The following is a 16,066-nucleotide window of genomic DNA, read 5'->3' on the forward strand; positions in this document are numbered from 1 at the left end:
TAAATGCGAAAGACTCCCCGAATTGCCATCCTTGGCGCCGGAATCATGGGCTGTTCGACTGCGATATTTCTGGCCCGCAAAGGAATCGAAGTATCTGTCTTCGATATGGCAGAGCAACCATTCAGCGCAGCGAGCCGATGGAATGAAGGGAAAATCCACTTAGGCTGCCTCTACAGCGCAGATCCGTCCCTGAGCACTGCGGACCGTGTCATTCCCGGCGGGCTCAAATTTCGCCCCTTGATCGAGGAATTGGTCGGCACATCCCTCGCTCCAGCGATCACTTCCGAAGATGATCTGTACCTGTGTCACCGCAAATCCGTGACATCTGCGGCAGAAATGAAGACGTACATGGAGAAGGTCGTCGAGCGTGTACGCAATCACCCAGATGCGGCGCAATACTTGGCAGATGCGTCTGGCAGTCGGGTTCACCCGCTGAGCACTTCTGAACTGGCTGGATTGACCTCATCGACAGAGATTGTTGCGGGCTTTCGGACTCCTGAGAGATCCGTTGACACCAATTGGGTGGCTGAACGATTCATACCTGCGATGGACGCAGAAACATCGATCCAGCAGTTTATGAAAACCCGCATCACGGCGGTGCGCCCCGCAAAAGATGGAATCGACGGCAAGTGGGAAATTGAAACTTCCGAAGGCATCTTTGGACCATTCGACTACATCATCAACTCGCTGTGGCAAGGCCGATTGGCCATAGATCGGACTGCTGGGCTGGAGCCCACGGGAGTTTGGTCACACAGATACCGCCAATCCCTGTTCTTGCGCACCAAAGAACCGGTTCATACGCCTTGCGTGGTCATTGCCACCGGACCCTTCGGGGACATCAAAAATTACAACGGGCGGGATTTTTATCTCTCCTGGTATTCCGATGGCTTGCGCGTGGACAGCTCCGATATTTCACCACCGCAGCCTCATTTGACTGCCCAGAACTTGGAGAACTTGCCAAACTCCATTTGCGACCATCTCCAATCCTTGTTACCGTGGGTAGCACAAATTCGCGAGCAAGCGGAGCGCTCCACCATTCAAGGCGGATGGGTCTTTGCTGTCGGGCAAGGTGTGCTTTCAGACCGAGATTCCACACTGCACTCCCGATCGGAATATGGCATTCAAAGACTCGGAAACTATATATCCGTCGACACCGGCAAATACTCAACAGCACCCGCCATGGCCCGCGCCCTGGTAGAAGCGATTATCTAGCCGCCTCAGAAATATCGCTCCTGATGGGCGCCATATCCATCCGAGCATTTGATTGGCCCCGAAGTCTCCGAAGCCTGTGAATACTTGATCGTCGGAACTGCACACGATCAGGCTTACACCACCCACACGCCGCGTGTAGGGCGTGCGGCCACAGAAGAGCCTCGTGCGCCGCATCGGTGCTCGCCCGGACGGGCCTGCACCATCGGCATCGACGAAGCGCCCGAGAGCCCAGCCGGGGCGCTGCAGGAAAAATGTTCCACTTTGTTGCACAGCACCAACACCCCCACGGGTAAAAGGTGTTTACCCCTGTGGCGGACATACAAATAGGCCATTAGCATCCCCCTCCGTTGCAAAGTGCAACGATCACATCACCACAGGCATCAAACTTGCTTGTAGCGACGGCCCGAAAGCATCACCCCTGTGCGTTTTTGGCCGGTGATTATTTGTCATCAAACAAAATTTGATTTAAGGAAACCTTGCTAATGAAAACGATTAACCGCTGCGCCCTCGCCGCGCTGGCCCTGGTGGGTACGTCTGCTGCCTTTGCACAGAGCAGCGTCACCTTGTACGGCCGGGTCAACACCACGTTCGAGCACCAAAAAGAAGGCAATGTGTCCAAGACCGGCCTGTTCAACAACTCCTCCCGCTTCGGCTTCAAGGGCCAGGAAGACCTGGGCGGCGGTTTGATGGCAGGCTTCCAGCTGGAAAGCGGCTTTGACTCCAGCACTGGCGCCACAAGCTCCACGTTCTTCGGCCGCCAGAGCGAAGTGAACCTTGCCGGTGGCTTCGGCATGCTGCGTCTGGGCAACTTCACTTCGGAGTCCTACTACGCCACCGCTGACTTCATCAGCAACCACAACCACGACACCGGTTCGTCGTCGGATGCGCTGTACGCCTACCCTGCCCGCGACGCAAACAAGATCGCCTATCGCGCCCCCAGCCTGGGTGGCGCCACGTTCGAAGCCGGCTGGGCCATGCACGAGCAAGCCAGCGGCACCGGTGGCAAGAACAGCCTCGACCTGGCTGCCAACTACGAGATCGGCAAGCTGGGCCTGGGCGCCGGTTACTCCAAGCTGGACGACCAGAACCAGTTCGCGGTGCGCGCTTCGTATTCGACCGGCCCCTTCGTGGTGGGCGCCTACGTGCAGCGCGACAAGAACGTGTTCTTCGCCAACGGCGGCAACCGCACCAACGTGCGCCTGTCGGGTGCCTACATCATGGGCGTGTCGGAATTCCACCTGAACGTGGGCCGTGCCGGCAAGTACTCCAACGTGGCCGACAGCGCCGCCACCCAGTACACCGTGGGCTACAACTACAACCTGAGCAAGCGCACCAAGATCTACACGTACTACACCCGCATCAACAACAACCACAACGCCACCTACGGCGTGGCCACTGCGGGCAACGACTTCAGCTCCTTCGCGATGGGTGTGCGCCACAACTTCTGATGGCCTGATCCCGCTGCTGCCCTAACTGGTGGGAGGGCAGACACACAGCTATTTACCCCCGCACTTCTTTGGAGTGCGGGGTTTTTTTACGCCACAGCATCCAGCCTTTTGGCAGCGATTTTATTTGGCAATATTCTGCCGCACGAGTTTCGACGTGACAGGGTCGAAATAGGCCTCGACCATATTGCCACTCTTGAATCCGTATATTTCGTAGCAACTGCCATTGGCGATTTTGAATGTGGCGATTTTGTAGCCGCGAAACTCCGCCAGCAGGCGCATTTCCGCCTCAGGCAACCACTGGCTTCGCGGCTCCCGCGTACACACATCTTCAGTGCGCTCGCGGCTGAAACTGGATGGCCCCGCCGACTGGACGGGCGGCTTGTCGGCCTCCGCCGCCAGCGCGGACACAGCCAAGGCCAAGGCTCCCACCGCACTCGCAGCGACGTTTCTCACAGCATGGTTCATCGACAGGCCTCCAATGGAATGATGGTTTCATGCTAGCCATGCCAGATTAATTTCTGCTTAACTCAATTGATCCTGCAAAAAATATCAATGGTTCGGTGAATTTTATTTTCACTCTTCAGAATTTCATTATCCCAAGTCCGCTTAGCCCCTTGAGATGGTCAGCATAAAATGCGGCGGTCTGGGATGGCGTGTCCTCAGCCGGTCTACTGCCTTATTTTCCCAAGACAGCCACCTGCACCTCCGTGCGGATTTCAAACCCCAGGCTTTCGTACAAGGCAATGGCGGCTTCATTCGTGGTCCAGGCATGCAAAAAGGGCTGGTCCCCCCGCTGTTGAATGGCGTGGGCCACCACGGATGAAAGCCGGCGGGCATAACCGCGCCCTCGAAACTCGGGATGGACACACACGCCGCTCACTTCGGTGCCGCCTTCAAAACGCATGCGTTCACCCGCCATGGCCACCAGCACACCTTCGGACCGGATGCCCACAAAGCGGCCCATGGTGTGGGTGCGTGCAAGGAACGGGCCGGGCTCAGTCAACTGCGCCAGGGCCAGCATGGCGGCAGCATCGGCATCACCCAGCACGACGACGGCCTCCGCGCCGGGCTCGGCTGCGATAGCCCGCCCGGCCACCATCTGCACGCCCTCGGCGCGGCGAAGGGCCTGCAGCCCCTTGGGCACAGGCATGGGCTGCGCTTGCAGCACGAAGACCGATTCCCCCTCGGCCACCAGACCGGCCAGCGCGGTAAGGCTGGCGTCATCGGCGTCATCCCGGGCCGAAGCAAACAGGTTGACGTCCCGCCGGTAGCGCTTGGCCAGGTCGCCACCTTCTGCCAGGCCGGGAGTGGAGGTCAGCGATGCCCAGACGGGCCGGTCGAAGGGGTTGGTGGTGGTCATCGTGCTGTTTCCTTTCCTGGGGCACGGGGAGTTTTTTGGCGACGGCCTGTGGCGTGCTCTGCGGCAATGGTGGCAGCTGAGCGCTGCAGCAGCGAGGTGCGCGCAAGCCCCGCCTCCAGCGCCTCCAACTGGTCCAGCAAGGGGCCTTCAAGCGACGCACACACCTGGGCTACGGAGGCTTCCAGCACGGGCCAGACATCGCGTTGCGCCCGCTGCACAAGTGCCTGGCCTTGCGAGCTAAGCGCCACGCGGCGCACACGCCGGTCACCCTCCACCGCCTCCGACTGCACCAGCCCGCTGTCTTCCAGCCCTTTCAAGGAGCGCGTGACCACGGGCTGGCTGACGCCGACGGCCTGGCTCAGCTCGCCCACCCCCAGCGCACCATGCCAATCCAGCGCCGCCAACAGCGGGAAGTGCGCTGCAGGCATGTCGATGCCGTGCTGGGTCAACAGTGCCTGCGTTTGCGCCTGCAGCGCCTCGCCAATACGCTTGAAGCGGGTGCCGAGGGTGAGGAATCCGAGTTCCTTGACGACGTCTTGGATCATGTTTTTTCCTTAGATATATATCATGATATGTATTTGACAGACCACGTCAATCGATTTCTTCGCGGCTGCCCTGGCACTGCTTGTCAGACTGGTTCAGCGCGCAAAAACAAAAGCCTGCGGACGATCTCGCAGGAAGGCTCCTGAAAGATCGCGCGCAAGCTTTGACTGGGCCGCACCCGCAGCCGGGCTGCGCGCGACAGCCCTGCCGCGCCAGCTCTCCGGCGTTTCGTCCTTACACGTTCATGATCGAGACCAGGCGCGTGTTCAGGTGCGCCTCGATGGCCTCGGGGCCGCCTTCCGAGCCATAGCCCGAGTCCTTCAGGCCGCCAAACGGCAACTCGGCCGCAGGTGCGGCGGCCTGGTTGATCCAGAGCATGCCCACTTCCAGGCGCTGCGCCAGCAGGTGCGCATTCTTCAGAGACGATGTGAACGCATAGCCGGCCAGGCCAAACGGCAGGCGGTTGGCTTCGGCAATGGCGTCTTCGATCTTTTCAAACCCACGAATCGCAGCCACGGGGCCAAAGGGTTCTTCGTTCACGATGCGGGCCGACAGGGGCACGTCGTTGAGCACCGTGGGCTGGAAGAAGTTACCTTCGGTGCCGATGCGCTCGCCACCCGTCACCAGCGTGGCGCCCTGCTGCACGGCGTCGGCCATTAGGTCGGCCATCGCTGTGATGCGGCGGGGGTTGGCCAGCGGGCCCATCTGCGTGCCGGCCGTGAGACCATCGCCCACCTTCAGGCCCTGCGCGTACTTGGCGAAGGCAGCCACGAAATCGGCACGGATGCTCTCGTGCACCAGATAGCGGGTGGGCGAGATGCAGACCTGGCCTGCGTTGCGGAACTTGGCCCCGCTGCCGATCTTGATGGCCAGTTCGAGGTCGGCGTCTTCGGCCACGATGACCGGTGCATGGCCGCCCAGTTCCATCGTCACGCGCTTCATGTGCTTGCCGGCCAGCGCGGCCAGTTGCTTGCCCACGGGCGTGGAGCCGGTGAAGGTGACCTTGCGGATGATGGGGTGCGGAATCAGGTAGCTCGAGATTTCAGCCGGGTCGCCATAGACCAGGCCCACGGTGCCTGCGGGCACACCGGCATCGGCAAACGCGCGGATCAGCTCGGCGGGGCTGGCGGGGGTTTCTTCGGGTGCCTTGACCAGAATGGAGCAACCGGCGCCCAGCGCGGCGGCCAGCTTGCGCACCACCTGGTTGATGGGAAAGTTCCAGGGCGTGAACGCGGCCACGGGGCCCACCGGGTCCTTCAGCACCATCTGCGTGGCCTTGAGGTTGCGCGAGGGCACGATGCGGCCGTACACACGCAGCGATTCGTCGGCAAACCATTCGATGATGTCGGCCGACGCCATGGTCTCGACCTTGGCCTCGGCCAGGGGCTTGCCCTGCTCTTGCACCATGATGGCGGCTATTGATTCGGCGCGCTCGCGCATCAGGGCCGCTGCGCGGCGCATGGTCTTGGCGCGCTCGGCGGCAGGCATGTCGCGCCAGGCTTCAAAACCCTTTTGTGCGGCGTCCAGCGCGCGGTCCAGATCGACCTTGGTGGCATGGGCCACGCGGCCGATTTCCTTGCCCGTGGCGGGGTTGAACACGGCAAGGGTCTTGCCTTCAGCGGCGTCTTGCCACTGGCCTGCGATGAAGAGCTGGGTGTTGGGATAGGTCATGAGCGTTGGTTGGTCAGCCAAGGTGGTGAAAAAATCAAAAAAACGACTATACGCCTGCGATGATGGCTGTGTATTTCAAGGAGATTGCATGCGAGAAGTAGTCCAAAGCCTCGAAGAGTCGCGCATCCGCGAAGTGGCCAACGAGGGCCTGGGGCGCAGCGATGTGCTGAAGTTCTGGTTTGGCGAGAGCGACGAGGTGACGCCCGATTTCATCCGCGACGCGGCCATTGCGTCGCTGCAAAAGGGCGAGACCTTTTACGCCCACAACCTGGGCCTGCCCGAACTGCGCCACGCGATTGCGGGCTACATGCACGGTCTGCACCCGCAGCAGCACACCGATGCGTGGTTCGACCGCATCGCAGTGACGTCCGGCGGTGTGAACGGCCTGATGGTGGCCGTGCAGACCCTGGTGGACGCGGGCGACGAAGTGGTGCTGGTGACGCCCGTGTGGCCCAACCTGGTGGCGCAGCCGCGGATTCTTGGGGCGCAGGTGCGCGCTGTGCCACTGGTGGCCGACGTGCACGGCGCGTGGCAGCTGGACATGGATACGCTGCTGGCCGCCATCACACCTGGCACGCGCCTGCTGGTCGTCAACGCACCCAACAACCCCACGGGCTGGACGCTGACGCGCGAGGAGCAAGCCACCATCCTGGCGCATTGCCGTCGCACGGGCACCTGGATCCTGGCAGACGAGGTGTACGAGCGGCTGTACTACGCGGGCGACACGGCCAACGGCGCCGCACCCAGCTTTCTGGACGTGGCCGAGCCCGAGGACCGCCTAGTGGTGACGCACAGTTTTTCCAAGAGTTTTTTGATGACCGGCTGGCGCCTGGGGTGGCTGGTGTTGCCGCCATCGCTGACGCATGCCGTTGGCAAGCTGATCGAGTTCAACACCTCGTGCGCGCCGGTGTTTGTGCAGCGCGGGGCCACGGTGGCGCTGCAGCGCACGGAGGAGGTGACGCCTGCGCTGGTGGCGCATCTGAAGAGCTGCCGGGACACGCTGGTGCCGCTGCTGGCCGGTGTGCCGGGGGTGTCGGTGGCCACGCCGCGTGGGGGCATGTATGCGTTCTTCCGCATCGACGGTTACGACGACTGCCTGACGCTGGCCAAGCTGCTGGTGCGGGAGGCGGGGTTGGGGTTGGCGCCGGGCAGTGCGTTCGGGGGCGAGGCACAGGGGTGGTTGCGGTGGTGTTTTGCGAGCCGGGATGTGGGGAGGTTGGGGGAAGGGGTGGGGAGGTTGAGGGGGTGGTTGAAGGGGTGATGGAAAGGGATTTTTGAACGATTTTGGCTGCTGGCGCTTTTGGAATAAGCGCTGGCAGCTATTGTTTTTATAGTTATTGGGGCTCTCCTTCCCGTTCGCGCTGAGCTTGTCGGAGCCGGTGGAAGCTCGTTCTCTAGTTTGGGCGGCGTGCTTGGGTTGAGGGCAGAGGCCGGGATGTCGCCCCGGCGGGCGAGTCCCTTTCTTTCGCGTCGCCGAAAGAAAGGAACCAAAGAAAGGGCGACCCTACTGTCTGCGACCCCTTCGCTGCGCTGCGGGGCAACCTGGGGTGCTCGGTCACGGGGTGCACCGCAGAACTCGCTGCGCACCTGCGGCGCTCCGCTCGGACAACTGCGGTGAGTCAGTTCACGAAGCATGCGCGCTCCGACGCGCATGCCACCCCGCGCCCTGCGCGCCCCAGGCGCATCCAGAAGGGAACCCGGGGGAGCGGACTTCCACACGGGCCATTGCTTCGCTCGGCCCCATCTCGCGGGCGCAAGCGCCACGCGCTGCGGCGGCAGGGCCGAGCGCAGCGATGGCCCGAAGGGCAGTTTGGCTGTTCGGATGTTCTGCTGCCCCACCCCTGCTGGCTGCGCCTGCGGCGGGGCGGTTGCGGGGTGGCATGGGCGTCGAAGCGCCCATGCTCCGTGAACTGACTCGCCGTGGTTGTCCGAGCGGCGCTGCGCAGCAGCAAAGCGAGTTCCACGGCGCACCCCGCAACCGCCCCGACGCAGGTTTGCCCCGTAGCGAAGCGCAGGGGTCGCAGACTGGGGGTCGCCTCTCTTTGGCTTACTTTTCTTTGGCGAAGCAAAGAAAAGTGAGTCGCCCGCCGGGGCGACAACCCGGCCTCCGCCCTCAACCCCAGCATGCTTTTCAAACCAGCACGCCCCAGCTTCGACAAGCTCAGACCGAACGGCCCAAGTCAACCCCAGTAGCTACAAAAATAATAGCCACCTCCGCTTGATAGATAAGCGCCAGCAGCCAAAATCACTCAAAAAAACTACTGCGACACCTGCGCCACCTTCACAGCAGGCTGATCCCCCCACCCGCCTCCAAGCGCCCGAATCAACCCCACCGTCGCCACATACTGCGCCGTCCGCACCTGCAACTCCTGCCGCCGATTGCGCAATTCGCTGCGCCGCGCGTCCAGCAACTCCAGCTGACTCACCAAGCCATTGCGATACCGCACATCCGACAACTGCGTGGCCCGCCGCGCCGCAGTCACCGCACGCCCTTGCGCCTCGGCCTGGCCAGACAACAAGCGCAGCGAGGTCAACTGGTCCTCAACGTCACGAAACGCGTTGAGCACCTGCCCCCGATGGTCCGCCAGCGCAGCCTCCAGGCGGGCCTTGGCGCCCTCGATCTGTGCATCGCGCTGGCCGCCGTCAAAGATCGGCAGCGACAGCAGCGCACTCACGCCCCAAGCACGGGCCGACCACTTGAACAGGTCACCCAGCTCTGGCGACGCATGCCCCGCATTGCCGGTGAGCGTGACGGCCGGGAACCACGCCTTCTGCGCCACGCCCACGCGTGCCTGCGCGGCCAGCACGGCAGTTTGCGCGGCCGACACATCGGGCCGGCGCGCCAGCACCGTGCCGGGCACGCCCGGCGGAATCACCGGCAACGCGGCATCGCCCGTTGCGGGCGGCAGCACAAAGCCGCTGGCCACCTCGCCGGCCAGCACAGCCAGCGCGTTGGTCAGCAAGGCCTGCTGGCGCTGCAAGCCCAGGGCATCGGACTCGGTGGCCGCCACCTCGGTCTGCACACGGGCCACGTCCAGCTCGGCCACATCGCCGGCTTGCAGGCGGCGCTGTGTCAGGCGCAGGGTGTCCTGGTAAGCGGCCAGACTCTCTTGCACCAGCACCTGCTCGGCCTGCACGGCGCGCAGTTGCAGGTAGGTTTGCGCCACATCGGCCTGCACCATGAGGCGCGTGCTCTGGAGCAAGGCCTCGCGCGTGTCGGCGTCGAGGCGTGCGGCGTCGCTGGTTTGCGAGAGGCGGCCGAACAGGTCCAGCTCGTACGAAGCATTGAGCCCCGCCGTGCCCAGCGTGGATGGCACCACGCTGCCCGTGCTGTTGGCACCGGCCTGGCGTGCAACGCCCGCCGAGGCGCCCACTTGCACCGAGCGCGCGGCGTCGGCAGAACGCAGCAGCGTGCGCGCTTCGGCCAGCCGCGCGGCGGCCTGCTGGATGCTGGTGTTGGCCTGGCCCGCGCGCTGCACCAGATCGGCCAGCACCGGGTCTTGAAAGCCGAGCCACCACTCGCCGCGCGGCTGCGCTTCGGCGGGGGCAGCGACTGTCCAGGGCGCCGCGGGCAGTGCGTCGCCGCCTGCCGTGAAACTGGTGGGCACGGGCACACCCGCATGCGGCGCGGGGGCCACGGGCTGGGTCATGCAACCGGCCAGCACCAGGGCGGCGGCCAGGGGCGCCAGCAGGCTGCGCTTGCGCACGCCAAAGACAGCACCCTCGGTGGAGTTTTTCTTCAAAAGCAATTCGGTCATGGTTGTTCTCCTGCCCCAGTCGTTACGCCCGGTGCATTCGGCAGCGCGGAGCACGTGGCGAGGGCCACAAAGATTTTTCTTGTCACCGTTTTCAAAAGCATCATTCGTGCTCCTTGCGCGGCGCTGCCAGCACCGGGTGGGCAATGCCGCCGCTGCCCGGGGTGTGCGAGATGGGCGCCACATGCGTGCCATGCTCCACCAGCGGGCGGTTGCCTGCCAGCTTGCGCAGCAGCACGTAGAACACGGGCGTAAGGAACAGGCCGAAGGCCGTCACCCCAATCATTCCGGAGAACACCGCCACACCCATGGCGCTGCGCATTTCGGCGCCGGCACCGGTGGACAGCACCAGGGGCAGCACACCCATGACGAAGGCCAGTGAGGTCATCAGGATAGGACGCAAGCGCAGACGGCTGGCTTCGATGGCGGCCTGCACGGGGGTGCGCCCGGCAAACTCCAGTTCGCGCGCAAACTCCACGATCAGGATCGCGTTCTTCGCTGACAGCCCCACCAGCACGATGAGCCCGATCTGCGTGAACACGTTGTTGTCGCCGTTGCTCAGCCACACGCCGGTCATGGCCGCCAGGATGCCCATGGGCACGATCAGGATGATGGCAATCGGCAAGGTGAGGCTTTCGTACTGCGCGGCCAGCACCAGGAACACCAGCAGGATGGCCAGAGGGAACACCAGCACGGCAGAATTGCCCGCCAGGATTTCCTGGTAGGTCAGCTCGGTCCACTCGAAGGTGATGCCCTGGGGCAGCGTCTCAGCCGCGATGCGCTCGATGGCGGCCTGCGCCTGGCCCGATGAATAACCGAGTGCAGGGCCGCCGTTCACATCAGCAGCCAGGTAGCCGTTGTAGCGCATGGCACGTTCGGGGCCGAAGCTCGGCTCCATCTTCATCAGCGCCGACAGGGGCACCATCTCGCCGGTGCTGGAACGCACCTTGAGCAGGCCCACATCCTCAGCCCGCGCGCGGTAGGCCGCATCGGCCTGCACGCGTACGCTGTAGGTGCGGCCGAACTGGTTGAAGTCGTTGGCATAGAGGCTGCCCAGGTAGATCTGCAGCGTGTCAAAGATGTCCGTCACCGGCACACCGAGCTGGCGTGCCTTGGTGCGGTCGATGTTGGCGTACAGCTGCGGCACATTGACCTGCCAGCTACTGAAGATGCCGGTCAGCTCGGGCGTCTGGTAGGCCTTGGCCATGAAGGCCTTCACGGCGCCGTCCATGGCTTCGTAGCCCAGCGAGGCACGGTCTTCGATCTGCAGCTTGAAGCCTCCCGTGGTGCCCAGGCCCGCCACCGGGGGTGGCGGGAACATGGCGATGAACGCGTCCTGAATGCTGCCAAAGGCCTGGTTCAGCTGGCCTGCCACGGCGCCGCCGCTCTGGTCGGCGCGGGTGCGCTCGGCAAAGGGCTTGAGCGTGGCGAACACGATGCCGGCGTTGGAGCTGTTGGTGAAGCCGTTGATCGACAGGCCCGGGAAGGCAATCGCGTCTTCGACGTTGGGGTTCTCCTTCATGATCTCGCCCATGCGGCGGATCACGTTCTCGGTGCGGTCCAGCGTGGCGCCGTCGGGCAACTGCGCAAAGCCGATGAGGTACTGTTTGTCCTGCGCGGGCACGAAGCCGCCGGGCACGATCTTGAACAGGCCCATGGTGGCCCCCACCAGCGCGAGGTAGATCACGAACATCAGCGCCTTGCGGCCGATCACGCGCTTGACGCCGCCGCTGTAGGCCTCGGAGCCACGGTGGAACAGGCGGTTGAAGCCGCGGAACAGGCCACCGAACACTTTGTCCATGCCGCGCGTGAGCGCGTCCTTGGGCTCGTTGTGGCCCTTGAGCAGCAGTGCTGACAGGGCGGGCGACAGGGTCAGCGAGTTGATCGCCGAGATCACCGTGGAGATCGCGATGGTCACCGCGAACTGCTTGTAGAACTGGCCTGTGAGGCCACTGATGAAGGCCAGCGGCACGAACACTGCCACCAGCACCAGCGCAATCGCGATGATGGGGCCGGACACTTCACGCATGGCGCGGTAGGTGGCCTCGCGCGGGGTCAATCCCGCCTCGATGTTGCGCTCCACGTTCTCCACCACCACGATGGCATCGTCCACCACAATGCCGATGGCCAGCACCAGGCCGAACAGGCTCAAGGCATTGATCGAGAAGCCCAGCAGGTGCAGCACCGCAAACGTACCCACCACCGACACCGGCACGGCCAGCAGCGGGATGATGGACGCGCGCCAGGTCTGCAGGAACAAAATCACCACCAGCACCACGAGGGCGATGGCTTCGAGCAGCGTGTGGATCACGGACTTGATCGACGCACGCACGAACTGAGTGGGGTCGTACGCAATGCGGTACTCCACGCCTTCGGGCATGTTCTTCTGGATCTCGTCCATGGTGGCGCGCACGTTGGCCGAAATGTCGAGCGCGTTGGAGCCCGGCGCCTGGAACACGCCCATGCCCACAGCGGGGTCGTTGTTGAGCAGCGAACGCAGCGAGTAGTCGGCCGCGCCCAGCTCCAGGCGGGCGATGTCGCGCAGGCGCGTCACGGCGCCATCAGTACCGGTCTTGACGATGATGTCGCCGAACTCTTCTTCGGTCTGCAGGCGGCCCTGGGCGTTGATGGACAACTGCAGGTCCACGCCGGGCAGGCCGGGCGATGCGCCCACCACACCGGCGGCGGCTTGCACGTTCTGACCACGGATGGCGGTCACCACGTCGCTGGCCGAGAGGCCGCGCTGCGCGACCTTCTGCGGGTCCAGCCACACACGCATGGAGTAGTCGCCGCCGCCGAAGATCTGCACCTGGCCCACGCCCTGGATGCGCGCGAGGCGGTCCTTCACGTTGAGCACGGCGTAGTTGCGCAGGTAGTCGATGTCGTAGCGGTTGTTGGGCGAGACCAGGTGGACCACCATGGTCAGGTCCGGCGCGCTCTTGACGGTGGTGACGCCCAGGCGGCGCACCTCCTCGGGCAGGCGCGGCTCGGCCTGCGAGACGCGGTTCTGCACCAACTGTTGGGCCTTGTCAGGGTCAGTGCCGAGGGCAAAGGTCACGGTCAGCGTCATCACGCCGTCGGTGGTGGCCTGGCTGCCCATGTAGAGCATGCCTTCCACGCCGTTGATGGATTCCTCCAGTGGCGTTGCCACGGTCTCGGCGATCACCTTGGGGTTGGCGCCCGGGTACTGTGCGCGCACCACCACGGAGGGCGGCGCGACTTCAGGGTATTCGGAGATGGGCAGACCGCGCAATGCGATGAGCCCCCCGAGGAAGATGAGCACCGACAGCACCCCGGCAAAGATGGGGCGGTCGATGAAAAAGCGGGACAGGTTCATGGATGCAAATTCCTTGGTTCCGGCGCGCTCAAGCGGCAGGCGACTTGGCGGCGTTCTTGGCTTCCTTGCGATCACCCGCAACTTCGGCCTTGGCTGTCATGGGCACGGGCTGCGGGGCCACCACGGCACCGGGGCGCACGCGTTGCAGGCCATTAACGACGATGTTCTCGCCCGCCTTCAGGCCCGACGTGACCACGCGCAGGCCGTCAATCGGCGCGCCCAGCGTGACTTCGCGGTACTCGGCCTTGTTGCTCTCGCCCACCACCATCACGAACTTCTTGTTCTGGTCGGTGCCCACGGCACGCTCGTTGATCAGCAGCGCCTGCGTGTTGCGGGCCTGGCCCATGCGGACGCGGGCGAACTGACCGGGGATCAGCGAGCCGTCTTCGTTGTCGAACACGGCGCGCACGCGCACGGTGCCGCTTCGGGCATCCACCTGGTTGTCGATGAGCTGCAGGCGCCCGGCGTAGGGCGTACCGCCCGTGGTGCCTGTACCCATCTGCACGGGGATGCGCTCAATGAGCTGGCGGGCGCTGTGGCCTTTGGAGCCGCTTTGCAGGTCTGCCAGCGCCTTCACCACGATTTGCTCGTCGGTATCAAAGCTCGCGTAGATGGGGCTCACGGACACCAGCGTGGTCAGCACCGGGGCGCCCGCACCGGCCGCCACCAGGTTGCCCACGGTGACTTCGATGCGGCCCACACGGCCCGCGACGGGCGCGCGCACCTGGGTGTACGAGAGGTTCAGCTTCGCGGTCTGCAGCGCAGCCTGGGCAGCACGCAGGTTGGCATCGGCCTCGCGCTGGGCGTTCAGGCGTTCGTCGTGCTCACGCTGGGCAATGGCCTTTTCTTCGAGCAGGCGCGTGGCGCGCTCCAGCTCGCTGCGGGTGTACGACAGGCGGGCCTGCGCGGCCACCACCTGGGCTTCGGCACGGTCCACTTCGGCGGCGTAGGGGGCGGGGTCCACCGTGACCAGCAGGTCGCCCTGCTTGACCAGCGAGCCTTCGCGGAAGTGCACGGCCTGCACGGCGCCCGAGACGCGCGGGCGCACGTCCACGCGCTGCACGGCTTCGAGGCGGCCGGAGAACTCGTCCCACAGGGCGATGTCTTTTTGGAGCACGGCCGCCACCGACACCGGCATGGCCGGGGGCGCAGCAGGGGTGCCATCAGCCTGGGCGGCGGGCGCCTGGAACACAAGGATGATGGCGGCCACGGTGGCCGTCACAGCAGTGGCAAGGGTGGCCAGGCCCAGCGGGCGGCTCTTGGAGAGAGGATTGGAGTTCATGGTCGTTTCAATCGTTAAGGCCGCCCTTGTGGAGCGAGCCAGTGGAGGTTTTCTGCCGCGCCCCGGTAGGTGGCGTTGTGCCGACAAGAGTCAAAAAAGGTGTCACAACCGTGGGCAGATGGGCAGTCTCGGCAATGACACCGTGGCAAAGTCAAGGCCCCGGCAGCACACCGCCGGGACACTGAGAACCGACGTCAGAAGACGCGGCAACACTGTGTGTTGTGACAGCCGTGGCTGCAGACAGGCAAGTCGCCCAACGGGTTGTTCATGGTGTGATTTCCTCCGTATGTATCGTTGACATCAATGGCACCTGCCCGCCGTCTGCGCCCTGATGGGCCCGGCGTGCAGAAATACGTGGGCAAAGCTTCTCCCTCCGGCACGTGTGGGCCGGAAAAATCAGCGTTGATAACCAGGTGGTTGGCGGTAAGGCCGCAGTATCAAACCTCAACCAAAGTTGAGGTCAATGACTTTCTGGAGACAGCCTTGCCGGGTTCAGGGTCTCAGGAAGGCACCGGACATCGGGTGGCTTCAAAGAACAGGCGGAACTGTTCCTGCGCACCGGTTGCGCAAGGGCATTCGTGGGGGCCGGTTTGCAGCAAGGCATCGGGCCACTGCGCCGTTTTCGAGAAAACATGGCGGGTCACCTGCAGGCCCGCCGCCTCCAGCCGGGCGGCATAGGCCAGTGCCTCATCGTGCATGGGGTCGGTGTCGCCCACCAGCACCAGCGTAGGCGGCAAGCCGGCCAGACGGTGTGCTGCGGCAGGCACCGCATAGGGGTGCTCGGCATCGCGCGGGCAACGCAGAAAATTGCGCCAGCCTTCGGCCCATTTGCAGCCAGTGGCATTGCCCGTGGCTTCGCGCAGCGAGGCTGTGCCCACACACGGGTCCAGCATGGGCGAGAGCAGGATCTGCCCGGCCAGCGGCGGGTGCGACTGGTCGCGCGCCATCAGCCCCACAGCCGCTGCCAGATTGCCGCCCGCTTCTTCACCCGCCAGGTAGACCAGTGCACCTTGCCCGCCGAGCTTGGTGCGGTTGCGGTGCACCCACTTGAGCACGTCGTAGCCCGTGTCCACCGGCTGCGGGAACGGGGTGAGCGGGTACGCCACCGACACAACAACGGCCCCCACACCTTCCAGCAGCGAGGCCACGGTGCAGCCGTTGTCCAGCCCCCCCGAGGTAAATGCGCCTCCATGAAAATGCACCACCACCGGCGACGCCTGGCCCGTCTTCTTGCGCCCATACATGCGCACGGCCACATCCTGCCCCTTGGTCACTTCAATAGTGGAGTCGGAGCACACGGAGGCGGCCTTGCCCCCTTCGGTGGGTTTGGCAACGGGTGGCAATGTGGAAGATAGCGAGGACGGCTGGTCGGGCTGCATGGCATGTACCCATTGGATTGACGATGGATGAAATGTAGTGGCTCGGGCCTTTCAGATAAACAGGTCAAACACCACCGCA

The 16,066-nt window shown here is 64.2% G+C and carries 11 protein-coding genes; 3 read left to right on the forward strand and 8 right to left on the reverse strand.

Translation table 11 applies throughout. From position 1 onward, the window contains the following. The first annotated feature begins 3 nt into the window (after positions 1-3). Together AC2YJX_RS11820 and AC2YJX_RS11825 are read left to right on the forward strand one after the other, a co-directional pair. Positions 4-1,212, forward strand: coding sequence for an FAD-dependent oxidoreductase (locus tag AC2YJX_RS11820; protein ID WP_487256163.1), 1,209 nt, complete (start codon positions 4-6; stop codon positions 1,210-1,212). A gap of 482 nt (positions 1,213-1,694) precedes the next feature. Further along, the gene (locus tag AC2YJX_RS11825) at positions 1,695-2,660 is read left to right on the forward strand and encodes a porin (RefSeq protein WP_487256164.1); all 966 of its coding nucleotides are present in this window, start codon (positions 1,695-1,697) and stop codon (positions 2,658-2,660) included. Between the two features lie 120 nt (positions 2,661-2,780). Here AC2YJX_RS11825 and AC2YJX_RS11830 read toward each other — a convergent pair whose 3' ends face one another. From AC2YJX_RS11830 to AC2YJX_RS11845, 4 genes are all read right to left on the reverse strand, one after another. After that, positions 2,781-3,125 carry a PepSY domain-containing protein gene (locus tag AC2YJX_RS11830; protein ID WP_055399544.1) on the reverse strand — a complete coding sequence of 115 codons (345 nt, stop codon included), beginning with the start codon at positions 3,123-3,125 and terminating at the stop codon, positions 2,781-2,783. A 211-nt stretch (positions 3,126-3,336) separates the two neighbouring features. After that, a complete protein-coding gene (locus tag AC2YJX_RS11835; protein WP_487256165.1) occupies positions 3,337-4,020 on the reverse strand; it encodes a GNAT family N-acetyltransferase in 684 nt (227 codons plus the stop codon). Continuing rightward, a complete protein-coding gene (locus tag AC2YJX_RS11840) occupies positions 4,017-4,565 on the reverse strand; it encodes a MarR family winged helix-turn-helix transcriptional regulator (RefSeq protein ID WP_055399548.1) in 549 nt (182 codons plus the stop codon). Before AC2YJX_RS11840 ends, AC2YJX_RS11835 begins: the two co-directional genes overlap by 4 nt. Positions 4,566-4,797: 232 nt before the next feature. After that, positions 4,798-6,234 (reverse strand): NAD-dependent succinate-semialdehyde dehydrogenase, encoded by a 1,437-nt coding sequence (locus AC2YJX_RS11845; protein ID WP_055399550.1) that lies wholly within the window; start codon positions 6,232-6,234, stop codon positions 4,798-4,800. An 88-nt stretch (positions 6,235-6,322) separates the two neighbouring features. On the opposite strand from AC2YJX_RS11845, the gene AC2YJX_RS11850 reads away from it, so the two are divergent. Next, positions 6,323-7,495 carry a pyridoxal phosphate-dependent aminotransferase gene (locus AC2YJX_RS11850; RefSeq protein ID WP_377806688.1) on the forward strand — a complete coding sequence of 391 codons (1,173 nt, stop codon included), beginning with the start codon at positions 6,323-6,325 and terminating at the stop codon, positions 7,493-7,495. Positions 7,496-8,492: 997 nt separating this feature from the next. Here the strand turns inward: AC2YJX_RS11850 and AC2YJX_RS11855 are convergent. The 4 genes from AC2YJX_RS11855 to AC2YJX_RS11870 form a co-directional block, all read right to left on the reverse strand. Next, positions 8,493-9,992: an efflux transporter outer membrane subunit gene (locus AC2YJX_RS11855; RefSeq protein ID WP_238385702.1), complete on the reverse strand. Its 1,500-nt coding sequence runs from the start codon at positions 9,990-9,992 to the stop codon at positions 8,493-8,495. Positions 9,993-10,092: 100 nt separating this feature from the next. Beyond that, complete coding sequence (locus AC2YJX_RS11860; protein WP_487256166.1) at positions 10,093-13,326, reverse strand: efflux RND transporter permease subunit; 3,234 nt, start codon at positions 13,324-13,326, stop codon at positions 10,093-10,095. A gap of 28 nt (positions 13,327-13,354) precedes the next feature. Next, positions 13,355-14,608 carry an efflux RND transporter periplasmic adaptor subunit gene (locus tag AC2YJX_RS11865; protein WP_487256167.1) on the reverse strand — a complete coding sequence of 418 codons (1,254 nt, stop codon included), beginning with the start codon at positions 14,606-14,608 and terminating at the stop codon, positions 13,355-13,357. Positions 14,609-15,108: 500 nt separating this feature from the next. Further along, complete coding sequence (locus tag AC2YJX_RS11870) at positions 15,109-15,987, reverse strand: alpha/beta hydrolase (protein ID WP_176886528.1); 879 nt, start codon at positions 15,985-15,987, stop codon at positions 15,109-15,111. Between the last annotated feature and the right edge of the window lie 79 nt (positions 15,988-16,066).

It is taken from the genome of Acidovorax sp. SRI_002, from assembly GCF_057586455.1.

Coding starts and splice junctions, on each gene's coding strand:
- AC2YJX_RS11820 (WP_487256163.1), top strand. CDS start 4: ATGCGAAAGACTCCCCGAATTGCCATCCTTGGCGCCGGAATCATGGGC.
- AC2YJX_RS11825 (WP_487256164.1), top strand. CDS start 1,695: ATGAAAACGATTAACCGCTGCGCCCTCGCCGCGCTGGCCCTGGTGGGT.
- AC2YJX_RS11830 (WP_055399544.1), bottom strand. CDS start 3,125: ATGAACCATGCTGTGAGAAACGTCGCTGCGAGTGCGGTGGGAGCCTTG.
- AC2YJX_RS11835 (WP_487256165.1), bottom strand. CDS start 4,020: ATGACCACCACCAACCCCTTCGACCGGCCCGTCTGGGCATCGCTGACC.
- AC2YJX_RS11840 (WP_055399548.1), bottom strand. CDS start 4,565: ATGATCCAAGACGTCGTCAAGGAACTCGGATTCCTCACCCTCGGCACC.
- AC2YJX_RS11845 (WP_055399550.1), bottom strand. CDS start 6,234: ATGACCTATCCCAACACCCAGCTCTTCATCGCAGGCCAGTGGCAAGAC.
- AC2YJX_RS11850 (WP_377806688.1), top strand. CDS start 6,323: ATGCGAGAAGTAGTCCAAAGCCTCGAAGAGTCGCGCATCCGCGAAGTG.
- AC2YJX_RS11855 (WP_238385702.1), bottom strand. CDS start 9,992: ATGACCGAATTGCTTTTGAAGAAAAACTCCACCGAGGGTGCTGTCTTT.
- AC2YJX_RS11860 (WP_487256166.1), bottom strand. CDS start 13,326: ATGAACCTGTCCCGCTTTTTCATCGACCGCCCCATCTTTGCCGGGGTG.
- AC2YJX_RS11865 (WP_487256167.1), bottom strand. CDS start 14,608: ATGAACTCCAATCCTCTCTCCAAGAGCCGCCCGCTGGGCCTGGCCACC.
- AC2YJX_RS11870 (WP_176886528.1), bottom strand. CDS start 15,987: ATGCAGCCCGACCAGCCGTCCTCGCTATCTTCCACATTGCCACCCGTT.